11 protein-coding genes and 2 pseudogenes are annotated in these 25,124 nt (G+C 60.7%); 2 read left to right on the top strand and 11 right to left on the bottom strand.

Annotated elements, in window-relative coordinates; genetic code table 11:
* Positions 1-517 precede the first annotated feature (517 nt).
* The 10 genes and pseudogenes from ACTHQV_RS11720 to ACTHQV_RS11675 form a co-directional block, all read right to left on the bottom strand.
* Positions 518-955: a MucR family transcriptional regulator gene (locus tag ACTHQV_RS11720; protein ID WP_440490468.1), complete on the bottom strand. Its 438-nt coding sequence runs from the start codon at positions 953-955 to the stop codon at positions 518-520.
* A 90-nt stretch (positions 956-1,045) separates the two neighbouring features.
* A complete protein-coding gene (locus ACTHQV_RS11715) occupies positions 1,046-1,228 on the bottom strand; it encodes a hypothetical protein (RefSeq protein ID WP_440490467.1) in 183 nt (60 codons plus the stop codon).
* An 8-nt stretch (positions 1,229-1,236) separates the two neighbouring features.
* Positions 1,237-1,497 (bottom strand): hypothetical protein, encoded by a 261-nt coding sequence (locus ACTHQV_RS11710; protein WP_440490466.1) that lies wholly within the window; start codon positions 1,495-1,497, stop codon positions 1,237-1,239.
* 151 nt (positions 1,498-1,648) lie between these two features.
* Positions 1,649-3,088 (bottom strand): TolC family protein, encoded by a 1,440-nt coding sequence (locus tag ACTHQV_RS11705; protein ID WP_440490465.1) that lies wholly within the window; start codon positions 3,086-3,088, stop codon positions 1,649-1,651.
* On the bottom strand, positions 3,085-4,158 hold the full coding sequence (locus ACTHQV_RS11700; RefSeq protein ID WP_440490464.1) for an efflux RND transporter periplasmic adaptor subunit: 1,074 nt from the start codon (positions 4,156-4,158) through the stop codon (positions 3,085-3,087). Before ACTHQV_RS11700 ends, ACTHQV_RS11705 begins: the two co-directional genes overlap by 4 nt.
* Complete coding sequence (locus ACTHQV_RS11695) at positions 4,142-5,827, bottom strand: ABC transporter ATP-binding protein (RefSeq protein ID WP_440490462.1); 1,686 nt, start codon at positions 5,825-5,827, stop codon at positions 4,142-4,144. Before ACTHQV_RS11695 ends, ACTHQV_RS11700 begins: the two co-directional genes overlap by 17 nt.
* A gap of 230 nt (positions 5,828-6,057) precedes the next feature.
* Positions 6,058-6,817: pseudogene (locus ACTHQV_RS11690) on the bottom strand (IS5 family transposase).
* A gap of 1,352 nt (positions 6,818-8,169) precedes the next feature.
* On the bottom strand, positions 8,170-9,006 hold the full coding sequence (locus ACTHQV_RS11685) for a hypothetical protein (RefSeq protein WP_440490461.1): 837 nt from the start codon (positions 9,004-9,006) through the stop codon (positions 8,170-8,172).
* Positions 9,007-9,008: 2 nt separating this feature from the next.
* Positions 9,009-9,638, bottom strand: coding sequence for a hypothetical protein (locus ACTHQV_RS11680; protein WP_440490459.1), 630 nt, complete (start codon positions 9,636-9,638; stop codon positions 9,009-9,011).
* Between the two features lie 10 nt (positions 9,639-9,648).
* The gene (locus tag ACTHQV_RS11675) at positions 9,649-10,179 is read right to left on the bottom strand and encodes a hypothetical protein (RefSeq protein ID WP_440490458.1); all 531 of its coding nucleotides are present in this window, start codon (positions 10,177-10,179) and stop codon (positions 9,649-9,651) included.
* A gap of 244 nt (positions 10,180-10,423) precedes the next feature.
* Between ACTHQV_RS11675 and ACTHQV_RS11670 the strand changes: the two genes are divergently transcribed.
* Both ACTHQV_RS11670 and ACTHQV_RS11665 read left to right on the top strand, forming a co-directional pair.
* Positions 10,424-11,395 carry an IS481 family transposase gene (locus tag ACTHQV_RS11670; protein WP_440490456.1) on the top strand — a complete coding sequence of 324 codons (972 nt, stop codon included), beginning with the start codon at positions 10,424-10,426 and terminating at the stop codon, positions 11,393-11,395.
* A 212-nt stretch (positions 11,396-11,607) separates the two neighbouring features.
* Positions 11,608-11,784: pseudogene (locus ACTHQV_RS11665) on the top strand (integrase core domain-containing protein); the annotation flags it as partial.
* A gap of 281 nt (positions 11,785-12,065) precedes the next feature.
* Here ACTHQV_RS11665 and ACTHQV_RS11660 read toward each other — a convergent pair.
* Positions 12,066-24,782, bottom strand: coding sequence for an Ig-like domain-containing protein (locus ACTHQV_RS11660; protein WP_440490455.1), 12,717 nt, complete (start codon positions 24,780-24,782; stop codon positions 12,066-12,068).
* Between the last annotated feature and the right edge of the window lie 342 nt (positions 24,783-25,124).

Below are 25,124 nucleotides of genomic sequence, written 5' to 3'. Positions count from 1 at the left end.
GACGATGTTCGATATGGATCAACCCTGGTGGACATCGTGCCATCTGGGACGTCGGCGCGACCGGGGCTGCAACCGGTACCTCGGCAGATGCCGGCAACGAAACTACGACGCCCGCCAGTTTGCCTTCAAGCAGTTGCCTGCGCCACGTGTGGATCAGGCTGCTCGACACCCCATGCCGGGTGATGACGTCGAAGATCCGCACCTCCGACCGGAATCCCTCGGCCCGAAGGCTAAGGCCACCGCAAGGCGGCCGACCGCTCACGCTTGCGCGGCATCGGCTTAGCCTCGATCTCGTCCAGCTCGGCCTCGGGATAGAAAAGGAGGATCCTACTGTGGACGTGGTCGAGATCGATCAGCCCTTGACGAGGCTGCCCTGAAGCGCGTCCACGCGGCCGGAATTTCGCTGCGCTTCTCCCTCAGGGCGGCTACGGCGTTGGCGCGTTCCGTGCGCCCATTGCACGATCAATCTAGCAGGTCGGGAAGGCCCGGTTGGTCCCCTCTGCTCCACAATGCTACATTATTCCTCGGTTGCTTTGGCACGTGCCCGCCGGCCAAGACCGATCTTATTCGCCATTGTTCGGCGGGTTTCGCTGTAGGAAGGAGCGACCATCGGGTAATCGGCTTTCAGATTGTACCGCTGCCGGTACTCGTCCGGCGTCAGCCCATGACTTGAGAGGTGGCGGCGCAGCGTCCGGTACGGCTTACCGTCGATCATTGAGAGAATGTAGTCGGGTGACGCCAGCGACTTGCGTGCTGAAACGGCCGGCGCGTGCTGGTCGGTCTCGACTTCGGTTTCCGCCGGCCCAGCATCAGGCGTCTCGAGCTTGACGAGGGTTTCGTGCATCGCCTGCAGGAACGCCAGCACGTCGTCCGTCGCCGCACGTGTGTTCGAATTGCCAAGCCATGCCACCGTCAATTCGGTCGCAAGTTCGATCGTGTTAATCATCTCAGTCATGCATTTACATCCAGTTTCAGTATCTTGCGGGCGTGTTCACCTAGACGTACGTAGCCGCGGTTCAACGCACTCGATCAACCCCTGAAGCGATCAGAGGCTGATTCCCCGCTTGGCCATCTCGAATCTAGCAATTTCCTTTATCGGATTTTCGGCTTTCGCCTCGAAGATGTCCGCCAGATCGAGTAGGTCATCGTTGTCGAGAGCTATGATCGCTGCTTCAATAGCAGCAGCGCGCTTATCGTTGCGACTGCCTTGCTCTGCAAGCCGCTTCATTCTTAATTTCAACATACTGCCACCTTGGAGGGGTCGTCACCTGCAACGATGCGGGTGTTCCGCCCTGCATCCTTTTGATTGGATTGTTGATGAACCTGTCTGATCCCGCCGTCCAGACCTTCAGTACGTGGGTAAATGGCGCGGGAGGCGCAGAAAATGATCCGGCTGGCGTTACTGCCGGACCTGAGAGAGCGATCGAGGCGGGCTCCGGTCGGTCGCCGGTTCTGCAGAAAACGTTTGACGATCGTCTTCTCGATAACACCGTCCATCCGGCCGGCTTCATCGTCGTAGGCTCAGCCAAGCCGCTCAGGATAGTTAGGCTTAGTAAAGTTGGGGACTGTTCGCTCCAAAAACATGTCATAGTACCGTCAATGCTACGATTCTGAGATCAAAACACTTTGCTCCTGGCAATGTGTTTCGTCACGGTTCCAGACCTAACGCTACTCGATCTGCGGTTGCTGCTGCCAATTCAGCGCGTGACGATGCAATCCTGGCTTGTGCATCGATCAGACGCACACGTGCATCCGTGGCTGTATCTTCGCGCTGATTGACTAAAAAGAAGTCGCTGGAGCCAAGCTCGAAGCGGCGCCGTTCAGCCGCAGCCAGGCGGTCAGCAAGTTGGCGTTCCTGTTCGGCAATCAGAGCGAGGCGCTCGGCCGCTTGAACGCCGATATTGATGCCTTCAACTTCGATGACGATCTGGTCGCGCAGAAAACGACTGCGGGCTTCGAGCGCGTTCATGTCTGCTCGAACCTCCGATATCCGACCGAGCGCTGCCCGGTTCTGTAAAGGTACCGAGAAACGAAAACCAACAATCGCTTCAAGCGGGGTTCGTGACCGGCCGCCCACCCCCACGCCTCCTAAATCCTTACCCAGTTCACCACGCACGTCCAGGCGAGGGCGTAGTTCGTTTTCGGTCAGAGCGAGACGAGCCAAGATCTGGTCGATGCGTGCCAGAACTACTTGCAACTCCGGGCGTCGTTCTGCGTAAGCGGTGCGCTCTATGTTCGTTACACCACCTAGCGCATCGGCGGTTGTTGGAAGGCGCTCGGACCCGACAAGCACCGGCTGTCCATTCGTGTCGCGGTAATAAAGGGACAGTGCATTAGTGGCGGTCTGAAAATCGCCTTCCGCCCTTACGACCAACGCTCGACGGCGCACGAGGTTCTGGTCGTTTTCGGTGAGCAGGATTTCAGGCCGTGAACCCAATTGCACCTGACGTGCCAGCCCATTGCGTCGGCTTTCAGACAGGGTCAGCAAATCCCGGTAGGCGCGCAGACGCAAACCAGCGGCGACCCAGTTCTGATATGCATCGACAGCGCGGCGTTGAACGCCGATTGCGATTGCACCACGCTCGAACCGCGCGATATCAATGTCACTTGCGGCCAGCGTGCGCCGGGTGCGTCGCTCGTCCGCGAGGCGGTCGCGAAGCAGCGAATACAACGCCCCTACCTTCACTTCACCAAGGCGGTTTGTGTACTGCTCGTCCTCATAGACGGGGAAGCTGCCACGGCTTACGCGGTAGCCGCCGTACAAATATCCGCCGTTGTCACTTAACGGGCGCGTGACGCGTCCGGCAACCACCGTCCCGTCGTAATAGCCTAGCATGCGGGAACGGCCGTCGACATCGAATACAGTGTCGAACGCCCCGTCGGCAGACAACGCACGTCCCTCCGCAGCCCGAACGCGCGCGAGCGCCTCGATGATTTGCGGTGCGGTTCGTACGGAACTGCGCAGTACTTCCTGAAGCGTAAGGGAACTAGTAGCCGGCGAACGGTCTGTCGTTACCTCCTGAGCCTCAACCGGCAGCCATATTGCGGCGATCAACAATGCCGAAGCTACGGAAAATCCGCGGTTCATTTCGGCTTACCAGCTTTCGTGGCAATGGAGCGATCATCGCCCTTCTCCGCATCCTTCGTTGCTGCGGCCTGCCCAAATTCGAGCGGAAAATCGTTCAATTGACGCCAAAGCTCATAACCGACCAATACAGTTTCCCCTTGAACCCACCCTTGGACCCTGCCGCCCTGGCGGACAAAGCGGCGATCGGGCCAGGCGGGCTTGCCCGGGGCAGGCTCCACCAGGATACGGAAGAGGCCTTGTGAGTTTGCAGTTGCGTCGATCGTTCGCACGCGACCATCGAAGAATCCGTAAGCAACAGACGGCCAACCGCTGAACTGGATAGCTGGCCACCCTTCGAACTCAAGGCGCACAGGCCGTCCGGGTCGCAGCAATGCTACATCCCGGCCATCTATGAAGAGTTCGACTGCACGTTCGACCCGCTCCGGAGCGATCGTAGCTAGTACCGTTCCCGCGGAAATCAGTGCTCCGCTTGCGGCAGCGTTCAGGTTCTGAATGCGCCCGTCACGCGGCGCACGCACGAGCTGCGCCGACTGGCGGTTCAGCTGAACGTCGATCCGATTTAGCTTGGCTCGTGCCTCCGCAAGCTTGGCTGACGTATCGGCGACCTTGATCTGTGCCTGTTCGTAATCACGCCGCGATGCCAGCCCTTCTGAAAAAAGTTGCTGATTGCGGCTGACGTCAATTGTCGCGACGTTCTGAGCCTGTCGCACGGCCGAAATCTCTGCCTCTATCTGTGCGCGCTCCGCTGCGAGTTGCGATAGGAGATTCGGGTCGAGATCGACGATGCGTGCAATCGGACTGCCACTCTCGACGTGCTGCCCGTCCTGGACGTACCAACGTTCCACCCGACCGGGGATAAGCGCAGTTACCTCCTGTGCGCGGTCATCGGGATCCAGTGCGACGACTTGACCGCGCCCTTGAGCAGTTTGCAGCCACGGGACTAGAAACAATATAGCAACAGTAACGGCGATACCTGCGAACACCAGCCATGCGATGACGATACCTACCTTTGGCGGTTTAAGCGAAGCCAGCGTGGTGAAGTGGGCAAGTCGGTCAGATCGGAAGGGCATGAGTACCTCCCTGCATATAAGCGCCACGCAGGTCGTCTAAACTAGTGAAACGGCGTTGCTCCTTCATTCCGAGGTAGAGAAAACCGTCAAGCAGAAGGTCGTCGGGACGACCCGTACACAATAGCACGGTGGTGCCATACCTTTTCAGGAGGCAAAGTGCCGACGATATTCTGGCCGGCGGGAGAAGGTCACATATCTGTCCCAGCATTAGGAACTTAGGTCGAACGATCAGCGCGTTGGCCAGCTTGAGCGCCAGGGTTTCACCAATGCTCAGAGGATATCCCGACGAACCCAGGTGAGTGTCGAGACCGTGCGGCAGGCTCGCAATACGGCTCTCCAAGCCTACCGTTGCGATCGCATGCATGGCATCGCCTACATCCCCTTCGCACGCCAACCTCAAATACTCGCGGATCGTCACCTCAACGATGGTCGAACGATCTATAACGGTCACGTCTGAACGTAGATGGTACATATCCAACGAGCCGAGATCCGCTCCTCCTACGCGTATCAATCCACGTTCTGGATGGGCATGCCGCTTCAGCAACACTGCAAGCCGCTGCTCAGTACCTGGCTCGGCTACCGTGACGAGTTGTACGCCCGCCTCGAGGCTTAGGTCGAAACGCGCGCCCTCGAACATCAGGTCTGTCAGTCTGACTGCGCCGTCACGCGGTCCAGCGTCGCCACGAACTTCCACCTCTTGCGGGATCGAGAACAGCAACGACAGCTCTTCAGAGCTTGCAACGAGGTCATAAAAGGTATCCAGGTACCAGCCTAGTTGCGAAATGCCGTAGAACGCCCCCGACAGAATGAGCTCAGCGGCAACGAGCTGACCGAGGGACAGTTGCCCCTGTAGTATCAAAGTGCCACCTAGAAGCAGTAATGCCGCACCGGCAATCGCATAAATCAACAGATAGGCAACGGTCTGCGCAAACTGGTACCGAAAGTAGCGTCGATGGGCACCGATATAGCCAGCAGTCACACCTTCCGACCTATCCATCGCAAAGTCTAGATGCCTTGCAGATTTGTAGAAGCCATTCGAACCACCGACGCTTTCAAGCCACCGTGCGGCATTATGTTTCGCATGGCTGAGCTCGACCGCACCAGTGATCGCTCCTCGCTGCCAGATCAGCCACACCAGGACCACCGACGCGACCAACACGACGTTGAAGGCTAGAAAGAACGGATGATAAAAACTTGTGATCGTTAGGCCGACGACTGCTTGCAGCACAATGGTGAAGGCGCCAATGACGAGGCTCGGGATCGCCTTTTGCACTACTACCAAATCGAAGTACCGATTGAAAAGGTCACCACGATTCGCGTCAGCAAAAAATGGGTCCTGTGCATGTACCGCACGCACCGTGACCTCCGCAACGACACGTGCGAATACTCGTCGTTCAAACGCCGCCATGATCCATACCCGCAACGCACTAAGTCCCGCTACGATCAACAGCAGCAGCAGGAGAACTCCGGACAGTGCCCAGAGCGGCGCCGGCATAGCGGTATTTGCAACGCTGTTGATCAGCAACTGCACTGAAATCGGGGTCGCGAGCGCCAGCAAGCTGATGGCAATTGTGTATACGACGCCTAGTCGAATGTAGGCCGCATCAGGGCCAACGATCTGAGCAAGCCAGGCCACCGCCTGCCTAAATCCGTGCCGCTCTGCCGCCACAACGCGTTCCCCTTCGTCCTCAGATTGAGCGCAGTACCGTACCTACCGACCTGGCCCAAGCCACGAATGGAAGCATCTAGCCATGGTCAGAGTGGCGGTTTGGAATGCCACGAACGTCGCTGAAAGCAAGCTGCTGCGTACTTGAAGAATGGCCGGCATCGTCGTGCATTTCGCATTTCGCATTTCGCATTTCGTCTCCTGGCACGGAGACTATGGTCAGGACTCGTTGATCAGAGCCAGAAGATGACCGTGGCAGCGAGGGCGACGGCGGAAAAGAAGGCTGTGGGGCAGCGATCGTAGCGGGTGGCGACGCGCCGCCAATCCTTGAGGCGGCCGAACATAATCTCGATACGGCTGCGGCGTCGGTAGCGGCGCTTGTCATACCTAATCGGCTCGTTGCGTGATCGCCGACCCGGGATGCATGGCTGGATGCCTTTTGCCTGGAGGGCGTCCCTGAACCAGTCGGCGTCATAGCCGCGATCACCGAGCAGCCACTGCGCGCTGGGCATATCGTCGAGCAGCGCTGCCGCTCCGATGTAGTCGCTGACCTGGCCGGCAGTCATGAAAAAAAACTCAGGGGCCGGCCGTTCGCGTCGGCAACGGCGTGGAGCTTGGTGTTCATGCCGCCCTTGGTGCGTCCAATCAGGCGACCCAGATCCCCCTTTTTACCCGCAGGCTTGAGGCCGTGCGGTGCGCCTTCAGGTAAGTCGCGTCGATCATGACCGTCTTCGGCTCGGCACCTGTCGCTGGCAGTCCCTCCATCATGCGCGTGAACACGCCTGCCTCACCCCAGCGCTTTCACCGATTGTAGAGCGTCTTGTGTGGGCCGTAGGCGCTGGGTGCGTCTCGCCAGCGCAACCCGTTCTTGTTGACGAACACGATGCCGCTCAGCACCCGCCTGTCATCCACGCGCGGCTTGCCATGGCTTTTGGGAAAGAACGGCTGCAGCCGCTCCATCTGCTCGTCCGTCAGCCAAAACAGGTCGCTCATTCCAGTCTCCTTGCGGAGCCTGAATCAGATCGCAACGCTCACATCAATGGGTCCTGACCCTAATGCGGACGGGATAATAACTCGCTGGCACTCTTGCATGTCAAAGCAACACGCGGATCAGCTCTTGAGAAACTCGATCCAAGCCCTTACAGTCACACCACCGCGACAGCTACGACCTGACCCTCCCCAGCCACCGCCGTTCGATTGCGAGCAACGTGCAGTGCCTCCACCTTGGCCGGATCCAAGGTATCGCTGATTGACATGGGCCGCAATTTGATCGTTGCGCCACCGACTGAACGCACTATTCACTTCGCGCTGTGGGCGGTCACCGCTGCAACATCCGCTTACGCCTGACCAACTTACACCGAGATCGTGCTCGATCCGAACGACTTCTTCGCTGGAAAATGACTTTCCATCGTCATCGTCGGCCACCGCCTCAATATTGAACTCATGCTCTCCTTCGTCTGCCATAACGTGCCCCTTTTATGGTTCCGGCCATATGCGCTGTTGTATGCCGCCTTACCGGTAACGTTTCTAGGCAAATTTTCTCGAGACAACGCGACGCTTCTTCAGCGGACGCACTCCGCCGTCAACGTCGGGAGCCGTCCTCCCGTTGGCGCGGACGATCTTCCAGAAATTGCGATCGATCAGTAGCGCGGCGTCACGGAACCCCGGCAGCGGCCCCACCGCCTCCTGCATCAAGGGGCCCCGCCCCTTCGACCATCCGAACTGTCATTCCATATCGAACACAGGAGACACGCCGATCGCGGTGGCACCGAGCGGAAACGCCTGTTGCGTAACGCGAGCTGACCCGGCCGCGGCCCTCGGCGCACAACATGGCGCCGGAGCTTCATGCTGCGCGCTAGCGGCGCGCCTGGCCGAATGACCGTTTTCAGGAAATCGGGTGAATGCTTCGACCGATCGAGTTGAAGGCGCAAAGATGCCATTATCAAAGTCTTTGTCCCCCATCGCTTAGGCAATTGGATGGGAGCCGAGGGGCAGCGTTTCTATCCTGGCGAGGCGGCTAAGCCTCGGCATATCGTGGCGCTCGCCGACGAATATCGGCGCGCCGCCAAAATCCTGTTGTCGGCTGGGCGCTGGCGGCGGTGCTTGGTCCTAGGCACTATATCGGGCCGCCTCGATTCACGCGATCGAACTTTATCTGAACGCCTTCCGCGGCACGTTGCCGACCGGACCGTGTGCCCGGCACCGCACGGATCGTGAGCTTGAACCTCGTCGAGCTAGCTGGGAGATTCGCCGGTCCTTTGGAGACACTCTACGCAACGCTCGGCGTCCGCCGAGGGCACGCCCAGCGCCACCTTTCCGGCCCTTCCGACGCCCCTATCCCCGCCTCAAGGCAGCATGCTGCTGTCGTCCTGCTGCACGCGATCCGTCCAGACCGACTTCCAGCGGCGGCGGATCTCGGCGACGACGGCGGCGCTATGGTCGCCCTCGAAGGCGGCGCGGACGCTGTCCGGCTCCGCAAGATCGGTCAGCACCCGCCGTGCGATCGCCCGGATCACGCCGGACGGAGTAGCCGCAGGCGAGATCGCGCTGCGCAGCAGGGTCTCGGCATAGGACATCCGGACGCTGGCGCGTGCGCTGTCGACGATCAGCGCCTGAGCGAAGCGGCGGTCATTGTCGTCGATCGCGCCCGGCACCGATCCGAAGAAGAAGTCCAGCACCGGCCCGGCCTCGGCCGCGCTCAGCAGCAGCTTGGCGTCTCTGGGCGCCGCATCGGTCGCCGCCTGCGTGGTGGAGACGCTGTCGCTGACGGTCTCGCCGCCCTGCTTGCTCACCAGCACCGACTGGATTGGCGCCTCGCCGCCACGCAGCCATTCGACGTCCTCGAGCCGCTCGGCGCCCGTACATTCCAGGCAGGTCATCTGCGCCATCTCGCTGCGGCCGCGGTCGATCTCGCGCATCGTCGCGCGCATCGTGCAATAGCCGGCCGTGCCGCCCAATCCCCTCAATTTCAGATGCGTGACGAACTCCGCGCCGTAGCGCGATCGCTCGGCGACCGGGCCCACCCGGTTGACGCTTGAGACATAGGTGACGCCCTTGGCCGGATCGGGCGCATAACAATAGAAATAGCTGAGCTCCTGCGCCGCCGCCAGCCGGCTACCGCCCGCCAGCGCGAGGACGAAGCCGCCGGCCAGGCCGAGCGCGACGATCGCGAGCCGCGCCATCCTCAGCGATCTGTCCGCGTCTCTTCGTAGAACTGCTTCAGCACCGCCGCCGATTTCTCATGCGCCTGGTAGGTGCGCTCGGCGTCGGCGGCCGAATAGCCCTGCTCCAGCGCGCGCTTGTACATGGTGTAATATTCGAAGGCCTGGCCGCACATCGCTCGCAGCTGCTGGTCCAGGCCCGGGGCGAGCGCCTTCTCGCGATAATTGGCCTCGGTGAAGTCCTCGCACATGTCGCTGGCGAGGTTGCGATGGTCGCCGGCCGGCTTCGGCGCCGCGGCACCGGTATAAGCGAAGTCCACCGGGCGCAGCGTCCAGATCGAGCAATCGTCACATTGCTGCTTCAGCCCATCCAAATAAACGGGCACGTTCTGGGGCAGGTCGGTGAAGGTGCAACCGCCGTTCGTCGGCAGGCCCTTCTGCGTGAGATAGGCGCGCCACTCGCCCTCATAGGCGTCGGTGGAGACCTGGGGATTCGCCTTGAATGTCGCCGAGTGGATGTAGGTGTTCGTTCCGTCGTCCGAGACGATGCAGAAGAAGGACGAGCCGCGCGGCGACTGTGCGGCCGCCGGTGTCGCAGCGACGGCGAAAATTCCGAGCAATGCGGCCAGTGCCGCGGTAAGCCATCCCCTCATTTCCATCCCCTCAATCTGCGCGGTTATTGGCGTAGAAGCTGTTGGCGTTGGTCGCGGCCTGCTGGTGCGCAGCATAGGTCCGGTCGGCATCGGTCTCGCTGTAGCCCTGAGCGATCGCCCTCTTGTACATGGTGTAATATTCGAAGGCCTGCCCGCACATCGTCTTGAGCTGGACGTCGTTGCCGCCCGACAAGGCGAGGGTGCGGTAATTGGCTTCAGTGAAGCCGGTGCAGGTTTCGGCGGCGAGATTAGGCTTGGTCGCGTAGCTCTGCCCGGCTGCGACCGCGTCGCTCGCGCCGCTGCCCGGCGAAATGCTCGTCCCGGACGCATCCTCTTCCATTTCCCGAATCGCCTGCTCTGCGATCTCGAGGCCTTCGTGCAGCGTCTGCAGTATAGTCGCGTCCATGCCGCTGGCCTCTCCCTGCGCCAGCAATGCCCGCGTCTCCTGGGCCTGCGCCTTCAGTTCCGCTATACTTTGGGCGTTGGCGCTGCCACTGAACAGCAGCGCCGCCGCGCAGGCGATGATCAGACGATTTCGCATTTGAGCTCCCCCCCCCTGAGAGCGGCCGAGCTTAGCTGGCCATGGCCGAATGTCCACGATTCGTAGTTTGTAGGGTGTCTCGTAGGGTGTCGAAGTCATGCGCTCGCGAGGCCGGAGCATTCAGGCTCCGGCACCTCAGCCGCCCTGGGCTTCCTGGATTACGGTGCCAGTTTACGAAATCCACTAGGTGTTTGATCCCACGGTTTGATGGTGCGATCCTTTCGTTGGAATGGAAGGAAGCCGTATGGGACAGGTACGTCATGGGTGCGCCACGACCACGCACGCTGTCCGAGCAGCAATACAGCGATCGCAAGCTTCGCTCGCGACGCTGAGCCGTGAGCTGGGGATCAACCCCAAGACGGTGGCGAAGTGGCGTAAGAGGGCGACGGTCGAGGATCTGAAGACCGGGCCGAAGGCCCCTCATTCAACGACCCTGACCGAGGCGGAGGAGGCAATGGTGGTGGCGTTCCGTCGCCACACACTGCTGCCGCTCGACGACTGCCTCTACGCATTGCAGCCGTCGCTACCGCACCTGACCCGGTCAGCGCTGCACCGTTGCCTTCAGCGGCACGCCATCTCACGGCTACCGGATGTCGAGGGCGACAAGCCAAAGCGGCAACGCTTCAAGCGTTATCCAATTGGTTTCTTCCACATCGATATCGCCGAAGTGCAGACTGGCGAAGGCAAGCTCTATCTGTTCGTTGGCATAGACCGCACCAGCAAGTTCGCAGTCACCCAGCTGGTGGACAAGGCCGATAGGCGCACAGCATGGGAGTTCCTCGACCACCTGCTGGAGGCCGTGCCGTACCGGATACACACGATCCTGACCGATAATGGCATTCAGTTCGCCGAGCAGCCGCGCAACCGGAACACCGCCTGGTCGCGCCAGATGCGCTTCGACATGATCTGCGAGGCAAACGACATCGAGCACCGGCTCACCAAGCCGAACCACCCGTGGACGAACGGTCAGGTCGAACGGATGAACCGCACCATCAAGGACGCGACCGTCAAACGCTTCCATTACGAGAGCCACGACCAGCTCCGGACGCACCTCGCCGACTTCATGGCCGCCTACAACTTTGCCCGCCGGCTCAAGACGCTCAGCGGCCTCACACCCTACGAATACATCGCCAAGATCTGGACGTCAGAGCCGGACCGGTTCATCGTCGACCCGATCCACCAGATGCCGGGACTGAACACCTACAGGAACGCTTGATCAGACCGTTCTTCCCACGCTTGCCCAGAAGTATCCCGACAGTCCTGGGAAGCAGCATGAGCCAGGCTGGGGACACGCGGTTCATATATCGAAAGCCAAGACAGTCGGCACCTGCTGCCGTCAGCGGTTCGGCATGCCCCCGCTGGCAGTGATCTGAACGAGCACCAAGTAGACCGCGCCGGCCGTGTTCCAATGCCGAACCACGTCAGGCGGAATGCCTGAACCAGCATTGGTTCAAGAGCCTCGACGACGCGATCCGAAAATGTGGGGCTTGGCGCAGAGACTACGACGAGGTGCGACCCCATAGCGCTATCGGCAACAAGACGCCGATATCGCTGGTGAGCTGGTCAGCGGCACATGGCCCGCCGCTGCCAACAAATGCTGGATGACGGCCAGCCAAGTGGTCCAAGAACGGGTAGCAGCTCAAACCACGGTCGGTCTCTGGTTGCCGCTGGATGAAAGACCGGGGTCACGTCACGCCGCACCTGTGATTCGAGAAACGCGCGATCGACCGCGCTTAATACCAATACGTCCGCCTTACGACCAACCGTGCATGCCTCACGCCATCGCAAGAACGCATGTAACGTAACTTACTTCGGTTCTGGGTGACTAGCGTGTAGGTTGCCGCCTCCGGTTACTATCGCGTTACCTGCGTGAACTGGGCCCTGACCTAGATGGTCAGATCCCAGTTCACGTAGAGGTAGCCTTGTTCGACGTCGGTCTCCCCCGAATGGACGGTATAGAGCGCATCGGCGATCGTGCTAGTGCCGTCACCGCGGCGGACTAGCGTTCCAGCATTGGTGAAGCTCGACGGTTCGCCGTTGGCCCACGACGCGGTACCGTCGAACAGATCGGAATATTCGCCCGACAACGTCAAGGCCGCACTCTTGGCAACGGTCAGCGAACCGGGCGTATTGATATACATCCCCTCTGCGCCGTCATATCGATAGGTCCCGAGGTAAAGCTGCCCCTTCTCGAACGTTCCTTCGCCCGCGAGCACGAGGTCTTTGTACAGATACAGCGTGCTATAGATGCCGTTGCCGTCAGCCCCCATGTCAAGTGTCGCATTCTCGCCGATCGTGAGATCTCCGCTGCCTGCCAAAGTGCCTGCCGTCCACGCGAAGAGATCGTCGACCGAGACAGCTCCATCGCCTTGTAACGTACCACCACTTACCGACAAGGTATCTACCACCAGCGCGCTTTCTACGTTCAGCGTTCCGCCGGTGATCGAAAGCATTCGGGCATCGAGCTTGCTGGCAAACGTGACGTCCCCGCCGCCAATCTCAACCGATCCGGACCCACTTAGTCTGAATTCGGTGGACAACAGGAACGTGCCGTTGCCGAACTCAAGTTCACCAGCGTCTTCGACCTTGAAGCTGCCGCCGGCCGCACCACCGCCGGTCAGGTCGAGCGTGCCGTCTTCGATCGTAACCGTTCCGCGATTTTCGAACACAGCGCTGATCGTGCTCGTTCCTTCGCCGGTCCGCAACAGCGTCCCCTCGTTCACGAGCAGCGAGCGTTCGTCCGAAACCCAGGAAGCCGTGCCTTCGTAGATATCCGAAAATTCTCCGGACAAGCTCAACGTCGCGCCATCCCCAATTGTCAGCGAGCCGGGCAGATTGACGTAGGCGTTCGTCGTCCCGTCGTAGCGATAGGTACCGAGGTAAAGTTGCCCTTGGCTCAATGTTCCTTCGCCCTCCAACACCAGATTTTTCTGGAGATACAGAGTGCTGTAGCTGCCGTCGCCGTCATACCCGATGTCGAGGGTCGCCGCCTCGACTACCGTCAGATCACCGGAACCAGCCAGCGTACCACCCGTCCAGGTCAGGGACTCGGCCACTTTGACCACACCGTCTCCCTGCAACGTTCCGCTGCGCACGGACAGAACGTCGACCGACAGCGCACCCTTGGCGTCCAGCGTCCCGCCGTTGAGTTCAATCGAATCTGCGTCAACGTCGCCAGTCAGTACGAGCGTCCCACCCGTGACCTCGATCCGCGTGACAGAGAGCGTCTCGTCGATCGTAACCGTACCACCGATGACGCGTAGCGTGCCGTCGGCTGTGAACTCGACCCCTTCGCCCGACGTGAATTCACCACCACCGAATTGAAGCTCGGCCTCACCCTCGACCGCAATCGACCCGTCACCCGTGCCGCCGCCCGACAGCAGCAGCGCACCATCCTTGACCGTGATCGCCCCGTCGTTGACGATCCCGCTCGTGACGGTCGTCGTGCCATCGCCATCGCGCACCAGCGTCCCGGCATTGATGACCAGCGAACGCTCGTTCGATACCCAGGACGCCGTTCCTTCGTAGATATCCGAGTACTCGCCGAAGAAAGTCAGGCTGGCACCATCGGCAATGGTAAGCGATCCGGGCGAGTTCAGCCATTTGTTTTCTGTACCATCGTATCCATAGGTGCCAAGGTACAGCTGCGCCTTTTCGAGCGTGCCGGTGCCGTCGAGGACGAGGTCCTTCTGAAGATATAGCGCGCTGTAGCTGCCGTTCCCTTCATACCCCATATCGAGCGTCGCATCGCCAGCCACCGTCAGGCCGCCGGTCCCCGCCAGCGTGCCTCCGGTCCACGTGAAGAGGTCCCCTACCGCGACAGCTCCGTCACCTCGCAGTGTCCCGCCACTCACCGACAAAGTGTTCAGCGCGGCCGATCCATCGAACTGGAGCAGGCCACCAGTGACGGTCGCCTGGTTCGTCTTGAAAATTCCGTCGATCTCAAGCGTGCCGCCAGCGACGGCGATATCGTCGACCGTGACGTTCCCGGTCAGGACCAGCGCACCGCCCGACACTTCGATCCGCTTCAGCAACAGCGCTTCGTCGATTGTCACGGTGCCGCTGGTGACGCGCAATGTACCGTCGGCAGTGAATTCGACGCCTTCAGCCAGTGCGAAGTCGCCCCCACCGAACTGAAGAGTCGCGTTTGCTTCGATCGAGATCGAACCGTCGCCGTTACCGCCGCCCGACAGCAGCAGCACGCCCGTTTCGACCCTGACGGTACCATCGTTCGTTATGCTGCTCGTGATGGTGGTTACGCCACTACCGTCGCGCACCAGAGTTCCACCGTTGTTCACCGTCGAGCGCTCGTTCGACACCCAGGCCGCGGTGCCTTCGTAGATATCGGAATACTCGCCAGAAAGCGTCAGCGTCGCCCCATCAGCGATCGTCAGCGAACCCGGCGTGTTCACCCATGTGCCCTTCGTCCCGTCGTACCCATAGGTACCAAGATAGAGCTGCGCCTTGTCCAACGTGCCGGTGCCGTCGAGCTTCAAGTCCTTATGAAGATACAGGGTGTTGTAGCTGTTACCATCATACCCCATGTCGAGCGTCGCATCGCCGGCCACCGTCAGGTCGCCTGCCCCGGCCAGCGTACCTCCGGTCCAGGTGAAGCGATCGCCCACCGCGACAGCCGCGTCGCCTCGTAGTGTCCCGCCATTCATCGACAAAGTATTCAGCTCCGTCGATCCGTCGAACTGGAGCACGCCAACAGTGACGTTCGCCACGTTCGCCTGAACGTCTCCGTCCACCTCGAGCGTACCGCCGGAAATGACAATACCGTCGACCGTCACGTTGCTGGTCAGCGACAGCGCGCCGCCCGCTACGTCAATCTGCTCCAACGACAGTTGCCCATCGATCGTGACCGTGCCGCTGGTTACGGCCAATGACGCGCTTTGGGCGAATGCAACCCTATCGCCCAGTGTGAAGTCGCCGCCGCCGAATTGCAGCGCAGCGCTGCCTTCGACTGTGATTGACCCGTTGCCCTTACCCCCACCCGACAACAGCAGAGTCCCGGCTTCAACCGTCGCCGCACCCTCATGTGCGATGCGGCTGCTGATGGTCGTCACGCCGTCACCGTTGCGCACGAGCGTACCTATATTGATGATCGACGACCGCTCGTTCGATACCCAGGACGCAGTGCCGTCGTAAATGTCGGAATGTTCGCCCGAGAAGGTCAGTATCGCGTCATCGCTGATCGTCAACGAACCCGGGGTGTTCACCCATGCACCCTTCGTCCCATCATAGCCGTAGGTACCAAGGTATAGTTGGCCCTTGTCGAACGTGCCGGTGCCTTCGAGCACGACATCCTTCTGCAGATACAACGCATTCTGGCTGCTGTTGCCGTTAGACCCCATGTCGAGCGTCGCATCGGCAGCCACAGTCAAGCCGCCCTTCCCGGCTAACGTACCTCCGGTCCAGACAAACAAGGTGTCGACCATCACCGCGCCATCGCCGCGCAACGTGCCGCTGCTTACAGTCAAGGTGTCGAGTTCGACCGCGCCGTCCATTTGGAGGGCTCCGTTGCTGACGCTGACTGCATCCACCGTGAGAGCGCCGTCGATCTTTAGCGTCCCGCCGGTGACCGCGATCGCATCGGCTACGACGTTACCGGTCAGCACGAGAGTGCCGCCCGATACCTCGATCCTAGTTAGATCAAGAGTCTCATCAATCGTCACCGTGCCGCTCGTCACCCGGAGCGTGCCATCTGCAGTGAATTCGACTCCCTCGCCAAGGTTGATCGTGCCTCCCCCGAACTCGAGCGCAGCGCCCCCGTCTACCGTCAGCGAACCGGTACCCGTGCCGCCGCCCGACAGCGTCAGCGTGCCCGCTTGAACCGTGATCGCACCATTGTTGATCAGACTGCTGGTGATCGTCGTCGTGCCGTTGCCTTCACGCACAAGCGCGCCGGCATTGGTGATGCTCGAACGTTCGTTCGAGACCCACGCCGCCGTGCCATCGTAGATGTCCGAATATTCGCCTGAGAAGGTCAGCGTTGCGTCATCAGCAATGGTCAGCGAACCAGGCGAATTTACCCATGCGTTCTTCTCTCCATCGTACCGATAGGTGCCAAGGTACAACTGCCCTTGGTCGAACGTACCCGCCCCGGCGAGCGTGAGATCCTTCTGGAGGTACAGCGTGCTGTTGCTTCTATTGGCGCTATGGCCGATCACGAGCGTCGCATCGTCTGCTACGGTCAGGTCACCGGTCCCAGCTAGCGTACCACCAGTCCAGGTGAACAGGTTGTCGACTGTTACCGCACCGTCACCCTTCAGTGTGCCTGACGGCATCGCTAAAGTACCAACGGTGGTAGCCGCGTCGAACGTCGCAATCGCATTCGATGACATCTCGAGTTCGGCAAGGGAACCGCCGCTGATGACGGTCAGGTCGCCCGTATGATCGACCTTGATCGCCTCGGTAGTTACCAGCCGCGCGACTTTGACCGGCGAGCCTGCGATACGGATGATCGCATCTCCGGCTGCCTGGATGAATACCTCGTCGGTTTCTTGGGGAACCTTGCCGGTGCTCCAATTCGACGCCGTGTTCCAGTCGCCGCTGCCCTGACGAATCCATTCGATAGTGAAGGTCTGCACGCGGAAATCGGTTTCGGTCGTGGACGAGCCAAGCGCGTTACCGGCGCGATCGACGATCTTGTTCTGATCGACGATGAAGCGATGATTGCCGACGTCGAAGGTGTCGAAAGTCAGTTGGACGGTCCGCCCACCGTCCTTGAACAGCAAGTTCGTCGGGGTGTGGCTCGTGCCGTCCGCATTCTGCACGCGGAAGGCTGCAGTAGTTACCGCATCCTGGTCGAGCGGTTCTGAGAAGCTCAGCCGGAAGGTACGGAACGTCTGCCCGAGCAACGCACCATCCGCAAGGTTGCTCGCGACCAGTTTCGGCGCGATCGTGTCGCGAACGACCGATATCTGCACCGTATCTGACAGACCGATATTGCCGCCGGTATCGGTGGCGCGAACCTGAATTGTCAACGTATCGCTTGCCTTCGCCCCCAGCGTTGGGACGTCAACCGACAGATCGAAGGGATAGCTCCCATCGCTGTCGACCGGTGTGCCGTTGACCAGCACCGACACGTCCCGGACCTGCACATCATCGGTGACGCTCGCGTTCAGGCGCAGCACTGACCCTTCCAGAACCTGAATTCCGACGGCGTTCGGGTCGACGTCAAGGCCAGCGGTCGCCAGTGTGACGTCCGGCGCTTCGCCGTTACGGTCGAGCGCTAGGTAATTTACAACCTGCAAGCCCGAGGTCCCGTTCGCGACCAGCGCAAAACCACGATCGATCACCACTGCCGATGGTGCCGATGGCAGCGTGACGCGAGTTACGAAGGTGCCTGTAGCGGTGGGATCGCCGGTGTCGACCACATCGAGCACATTCGCGCCGAACACGCCGCCGGGATTGCCGACGATGATGCCACGACCCGAACCGTTGAGCGCGATCGCGCTGCCGGCGAAACTGGTATCGTCAGGTCCGCTCAGTACTACGGGCTTGGTCGGGTCAGAGAAGTCGCTGGTCCCGTAGCCTCCTTGGAAGCCGTTCGTCGCTGGAACATAGAGGACGCCGTTCGCAAGATAGATCTTGTCCGCGCCATCACCGGTCGCCGTGAAACCGAGCGAGACGGATCCCTTGCGGACCATTAGTTCGCTGCTCACGTCGATAGCATAGGCGACGCCGCTACTGTCGACTGCCGCGAGCAGATTATTCTCCAGTGCCAGTCCGACGACGTTTCCTGACCCGAGCGCAAGTGCTTGCAATTCTTCGCCGGTGACCATGTCGAAAGCGGTTACTGATCGTCCCGTCGCGACATAGATAGTTCCGTCAAGGGCTACGATATCCGCGCCCGCGCTGCCGACTGTCCGCAAGACAACAGGTTTGGTCGGATCATTAATATCGATGAGGCTGATGGCTGACCCGGTCGACACCGCGACCATTCCAAGCTGCCGATCCGCTGCGATCTGCGCGACCGTCCCGGAAACGTCGACGCTGGCGAGCCGTTTCGGCGCCAAGGGGTTACTTACATCTACGATGGCCAACCCTGCTGATCCCGTCGCCACCAGCGCCAGTGACACGTAGCTGGCAAAATCCGACAAGGTTGCTAGATCCGTGGCCTGCCCGTCCAAGGCCAACGAGGCGACGACGCCGGTTGCAAGTGGGACATCGCCGAGCGGGTTGGTGCCAAGCTGCGCCTCCACCAGGTCGGTTAGACCGTCCTTATCGGAGTCGGAACCATCGGCATCCGTCCCAAGTATCAACTCCGCTTCGTCAGCCAAACCGTCGCCGTCGCGGTCTGGCAACAGATCCCCGTCGGTGAACATTATCAGCGGGAGCTTCGTCTCGGCACCCGATACGGCGGTTTTCCCGGAAAATTCTCCAACTCTATTATTTTGAACATCGTACATTCTGACGACGAATTCGGTTTCCGCAGGAAGGAATGCCTCATAGTGCCCATTCGCATCCGTCCTGAGCCGGAGTGTATCGTCGTTATATTCGATTAGCACATACGCATTTTGCGGCATCCCCTCGACGACGCGCTGTGCGTTTGCAAACACACCCTCCAATCTGGCAAGATTCAACTGGTCTATCGCGTCAGCGTTCTTCTCGCTGGCGGACACGTCCTTTTCCAGCTCCTCTATTGTCACAGCATCGTCATCCAGGCCGGATGATATCGCCGCAAGATCATCAACGATTTGCTGTAACGTAGGCGGACTGTCTGGACTAGCGGCAGAAGCCGCCATAAGGATACCATTAGCGGCAACGTTGCTACCGCCTGTTATATTCACCAAGCTGTTTATATCACCGAGTGTCCGCTCAATTTGTTTACAGACAAAATCCCAACCTAGGCTGGTTATTGAACTATTTGCACCTGAAAGCTTCTCCCTAAACTGCTCGATTAGAAATTTTGCGTTGCCCAGAGGAGCCTGCAACGCGAACGCGGCCGTCTTCAAAACATCCGGCGCACATTCACTCTCGTATATCTTTTGTATTGCTTCTTCCGCAAAAGAAATTGTCTCGTCGAGCGCGATCGCTTGGTCGCGAAGTAGCGACAAGAAACTTACCGTTTCTAGCAGCTCGTCATATGCTGCTTTCGCAGAGTTTTTTGTTTTCAGAAGATTGCTCGATATGCTTACCAATTCGGCGGCTGACACTTCTCCATCACTCATCGCGGACCGTGCATCTTGAACAGTCTTGTCGAGATTGTAGATTGCGCTGCCGACAAGGACTGTCTTGTATGCGATTGACGCTATCTTCAGAATTGGTACGCTTTTGACGAACGCTTTGACGTTCGCGATGACCGCACGCGCGGCAGGGAACCCCAGATCCTCGGCTACCTCGCCGAATTTGCAGTTGGGAGGGGGTGGAACGGGGGGGGCGATTGGGCCAGGCCCCTCACCAACATAGGGGTCGGAAGGGCCGGTAACTTGAGACCCAGCCGTCGCCAACCCGTGCCAACCAGGTTTAGTGACGCCGGAGCCGGGATCGGTGACAGCGAACTTGCCGTCCGCCGATACGGTGGCGGTGCCGTTGATTACGAGGCGGCCGGTGTCGTGATCGAACGACAGCACGTTCAGTTTGGTGCCCGGTGCCGCATTGAAGACGTTGGGCAGTGTCAGTTCGGCGGGAGCAGTAAACAGCGCCGCATCGGGCGCCTGGATGGTGATGTCGAACGTATGCTGCAGCAATCCGGCCGGCAGCATGTCCCGGACTAGCTCGGGGGGTACGGTAGCGATGCCGACCGTGGGCGCGTCGACCGCATTGCCGTCCTTGTCGACGAGCGAGCCTGGTTGCACGACGAGCTTCACATAGGATTGCTGTTCGGTGGTGAGGCCGGTCGTCCCTTCGGCCTTGACCGATATGGTCGTAGCCTCGTCGTCGTCGATTGCAGTAAGGGATGCCGAAGAGATCCGCGGCAGATAGACCTGTGAGTGATCGATATTGGCGATCTGGGATTCTGTCGAACCCATCGTGCCCATCACGGTATTGGCGACGCCTGGTCGGACGTTGAGGTCCATTACCATTTCGGGATAGAAATAGCCGTTCGGCGCATTGGTCGAGGTTCGCCCATCTATCGCCAGCTTGACGTTGCCTGACGGCACGCCGGTCAGCGTGAAGCTGCCATCGGCGGCGGTGAAGACCGCCTTGCCCTCCTGTCCTATCACCCACACGCGCGCGCCCGCGATCTTCTCGAGATAGATGTCGTCCTTCGTGTTCGCCGCCTGATCGGGACCCACACGGAAGTCGTCGAAGGTCATCGGCTTCAAGTCGGCGCCGGGACCGACGACGACGCCGGTGATGCTCGTCCCCGTGACGACGGAACGGCTGACCGTCGTGAAGTCCGTCAACAGGTCGCCACCCGCGGTGCCGTTGGCGTCGCCGTCCAGCGCGACTCCGTCCCCACGCGCCTTGATCCGGTCGCCATCGAGATGCAGTTCAATCCGCGAGGCACCCGGCAACGCTGAATCGAACAGGAGATAGGCGCGCATTCCGTCGGCCGACACCACGATCGTCGCAGGCAGTTTCGTCCCACTCGCATCGGTCGCATAGAAGCTGTCGCCGGTCAGCGACGCCGCATCGGCGGCGCGGGTAAAGCGCACCTCTGGCTTGAACGTCACTCCGACCTCACCTGCCCCGTCGAAGGGGGTGATGGCTTCAACTGCAAACGCCACTCGTTCGGTCAACGTTGCAGTGAAGTCACGACTGGTCGTCAGACCGGAAGCGTCGGTGGCGGTGATCCGGATCGTATGCGCGCCGGGCGAAAGCGACGCCAGATCGATCGCCGTATCGAACCCTCCCGACGGATCGAAACTCACGGTCCGCAACGCACTACCATCGATGGCGTAGCCGAGCGACACGATCTTCGACCCGGTGCCATCGGCCGTACCGACGAACCGCGTATCACTGGTCAACGTCGTGCCGCTCGACAGACTGGCGACGATCGTTGGTGCGGTAGCGTCGACCGTGAACTGGTAGCTTGCCGAACCGACATTGCCCGCCGCATCCGTGGCAGACAGCGTCAGTTTATGCGTCCCCTCCGTCAGTTTGCCGAACAACGCGTCTGGATCGAATGCAAAGCGGCCGCCAGTGACAGCTACGGTCTTTGCCCCGCCGTCATCGAGCGCGACGGAAATGGCGGACAGCCCGGGCAGATTGTCGACAGCGAAGCCGGAAAGCGAAGGCGCGTCCTTGGCAACCAGCCCCTTGGCTGCCTGCACGATGATGGTTGGAGCCCTGGCGTCGCTGCTGGTGTCGAAAGCGCCCAGGACGAAGTTCGCGACGCTTTGGCCGATCTGCCTGCCTGCGGCATTGGAGCTTTCAGTATGGATACCCCCATAGACGCGACTGCGGCCAGCCTCGTTCGCTGCGGCCTGGAAGTTGTCAAAGCTGCGGGTGATGCCCGGGGCAGTGAGGCTGGTGGTCGAGAAGGCGTAATCGTCACCGAAGATCGACGACAGGATCGTGGCTGCGGCGGTGCTATAGGTCGAGTGTCCTGAGACGTAATCGGGATGCGACGGAGTCAGCGCCAGCGGCTGCCAATTAGGATCGCCGACGGTAGCGTCGTTCCCGTCCACGTCGCCGTTCTGGATCGCAGTGACGGGACGCCATGTCGCATAGCTATACTTGGTATCCCACCCGGCGATGCCCGAATCCGCCAACGAGATGTTCAGCATCGCGAACATCCGTGCGGTTTCGGTCAGTCCAAAACCGCTCGCGGCAGCCGCTTCCCCGGCGATCGCACCCCAATGACCGCCAGGTGTATAAGACCCTAGTCCGTCTGCCCAGAAGCGTGCCACCTGCGTCTGGTCCGCCGTGCGCGTCGTCGAGTTCACCGCCCCGAGCGACTTCACCTCGTTATAGTCGGCGGCATACTGCGCGCTGTTCAACGCGGGCGGTGGCCCAGCCCGGAACTGGTCGCCGGATGCGATTAGAAACGGAGTGAGGTCACCCCATTGCGCTGCCTCCGCCGATCCGAAGTTCGGGCCGGTCGGGCGCCATTGTCCTATTGCGTCGCCGCTTTCATACGCATTGAAAGCGTCCCAACCGTCGCTGTCACGGACCGCGATCACCGCCTCGCCAATGTCGCGTCCGAACGCGATGCTGGCGGCGGACGTCGCGGTACCGAGGTTCAAGGTCGCCATCGTGTCGGCAAGCGCCGTGGCAATGATCGATGCCTGTCCGGGATAGCTGTACGATATGACCGCTGCCATCGCTGCGGCCAGCGCGGCCTCTCCGGACACACCATCGGGCGCATCGAGAGAAACCAGTAGCGCCGGCGAACCGTCGATCGCGTTCAGGACATCGTAGGCGGCGATACTGACCATTGCCAGCATCCGGGTCGCCTCGACCGGAATGTCGCCATCGCGCGCGATACTCTGCAGTGCGATCTTGTTCCATTGCAGCGCGATGTTGCTGCTGCCGTCGCCCATGCGTTCGACGTCCAGCGTCGTAGTGCTGGCGTTGCCTGCCGCATCGGTCACGACGATCGAGATGGCGTTGTTGCCGAGTGCTAGGTCTACGCCATTGGCGACATAGGCGCCATTGGCTCCGGCCGTTGTTTCGATCGAACCGACCTTCACCCGTGCACCGGCTTCGGCGGTGCCCACGATCGTCACGCTACCTGCGCTGGTGCGGCCATCGCCGGTGGTTCCGGTATCGGATGACCGTGCCAAGCTTGCGGTAGCGTCAGGCGCGACCGTATCGATCGTGAGTGTCAGCCCGGTTCCATCGCCGGCCGCGGTGCGGACGCCGAAATCGTATGCGCCATCGACAAGACTAACTGCGTTATAGCTCCAGCGGCCAGCTGTGTCGGCGTGCGTCGTTCCGACCGTTTTGCCGTCGATGCTGACCGTCACGCGTTCGCCGGCCCCGGCCGTCCCCGTCAAGGTCGGCGTTGCATCGTTGGTGAGGTTATCTCCGATCCGACCGCTGTCCTGCGAAAAGCCAGTGATCGTAGGGATGCGTGACGGCGGCGCATCGCCACCAACGCCGGTGATTACGATCGTTGCGCTGCGTGCCGCCTCGCCACCTTGGCCGTCGACGACGGTCCATTGCACTGTAACGCTGCGCTCTTCTCCAGCGGCCAAATCGGTGAAGACGGTTGGATCGATGGTCAGTTCGGTGCCGTCGACGCGCATCCCGTCGGTCAGGCCCGACACCCCCTGCACGACTAAACGGTCGCCGACATCGACGTCCGAAGCGCCGGCCAGGAGGTCAAGGGTGAACGGCGCATCGTCGGTGTCCGCTTCCGCTTCGATCGTTCCAATCACGACGGGTGCGTCGTTGATCCCGGTCACGGTCAGATCGAGCGTCCGTTCGATCCGCGCATCGGCCTTGTCAGCAACGAAAAAGCTGATCTCGCGCATGATCGTATCGCCAGCCGCCAGCGACTGAAACGCTGGGTCGTCGAGGTCTACCCGCAGCTGGTCGCCGTCTAACCTGATGCCAGCAGGTAGTTCGGGTAGCCCGGCCACTGACAGCGAGTCACCGTCGTCGACATCGCTGGCACCAGTCAGCAAGTCGATGAAGGCGACGCCGTCATCTTCGACCAGTTGCGCCGACAGGTCGGCATCGACAACGGGCGCGTCGTTGACCCCGCTTACTGTGATCCGCGCGCTTTGCGCTACGCTCGACCCACCATTGTCGGCGATCCGGTAACTGATGTCGATCGTTCGCCATTCGCCTGCCGCCAGCGATTGGAAAGCGGCGTTACCAGGATCGATACTGACGACACTACCCTCTTGTACTAGCCCGTCCGGTAAGGTGCCCAAGTTCATGATCTTTAGCGGCCCGCCAGCTGATCCGGCTTTCGCACCGCTCAGCAGATCGATCGAGACCGTCAAGCCATCCTCGGTGGCAGCTGCGAGCACGGGGCCGACTACGCTGGGCGCCCCGCCATCGACGAAGCGCAGATCCCCGGCACCGGCCGTAGACCCGATGCGGGCATAGACATGGTAGGTGACGCCGGCATGCTCAATGCCGCCACGATATTCCAGCTGGTCGATCGCCTCGCCCGCCATCCCGGTCAATCGAACGTCGCCGAGCCCAACCCCGAGGGCGATCGAACCGTCAACAAGTTCGAGGCGATCCCCAATATTGGCATTCCCGACGCGCGTAGTTGTGACGAGTAAGTCGCGAGAATCAAACCGCGTTACACGGTCGCTACCGAAATCAAGGCCTAGCGCTGTGTCGAAGAAATGGACGTCCTGCTGTCGGCCCGTCCGGTCGCCTGCCATAGTTTCATTATCAGTGCGGCTTTCCTTCGCACGCAGCGGCCGAACGCGGGCGTCCGCATAATGATGTAGTCCATCCGCCTCGCCGATGTACCGTAGTCCGTATCTTTCCAGGCCTGGCAGGTCGACGGTATCGCCGCCCTGCGGTCCGTCCAGACCCAGCTTGCCATCCCGACCGAAGGTGACGATTCCGTCGTTGTTGCTATCGAACAGCTTCGCGGTCGTCGACAGGACGTCGTTTCGCCCGAAGCCGGTAAGGCTGACTTGTCCGGTATCGGCCCCGATGTCAAAGACGAACATGTCGGCTGCATCGGTTGCCGCTAGCGGTGCGTTTGCTGTCGTCTGGGTCCGGCGGCTCATCGTAGCAGTCCCGTCGATCAGACCGTAGGACGCATACCCGGGCAACTGCGCCGAATATCCCAGCGCGGTACGCGAAGCGGAAGCATAGAGACTATGCAGGAAATCTTTCGTTAACACTTGGACCGTCCCCCCGTTCGACAAGCTGGCTCGGCACGCTTCTGAGGCGGTGCACAAGGCTCGAACGTCTCCGAAGTAAACGAGCGTTAACCCTCTTATCCATACTCCAAATTGCGTATGCGCAACGCGGCATGTAACGTTTACGAACTACCTGAAACAATCCGTCGGCATCCGTATCCGTGTCTTGAGGTCGCCGTTCGTTGGCACTGCGTCCCAGTGCTGAAG

It is taken from the genome of Sphingomonas sp. SAFR-052 (assembly GCF_051965015.1).
Taxonomy (GTDB): domain Bacteria; phylum Pseudomonadota; class Alphaproteobacteria; order Sphingomonadales; family Sphingomonadaceae; genus Sphingomonas.
This window is presented reverse-complemented; position numbering and strand designations above follow the sequence as displayed.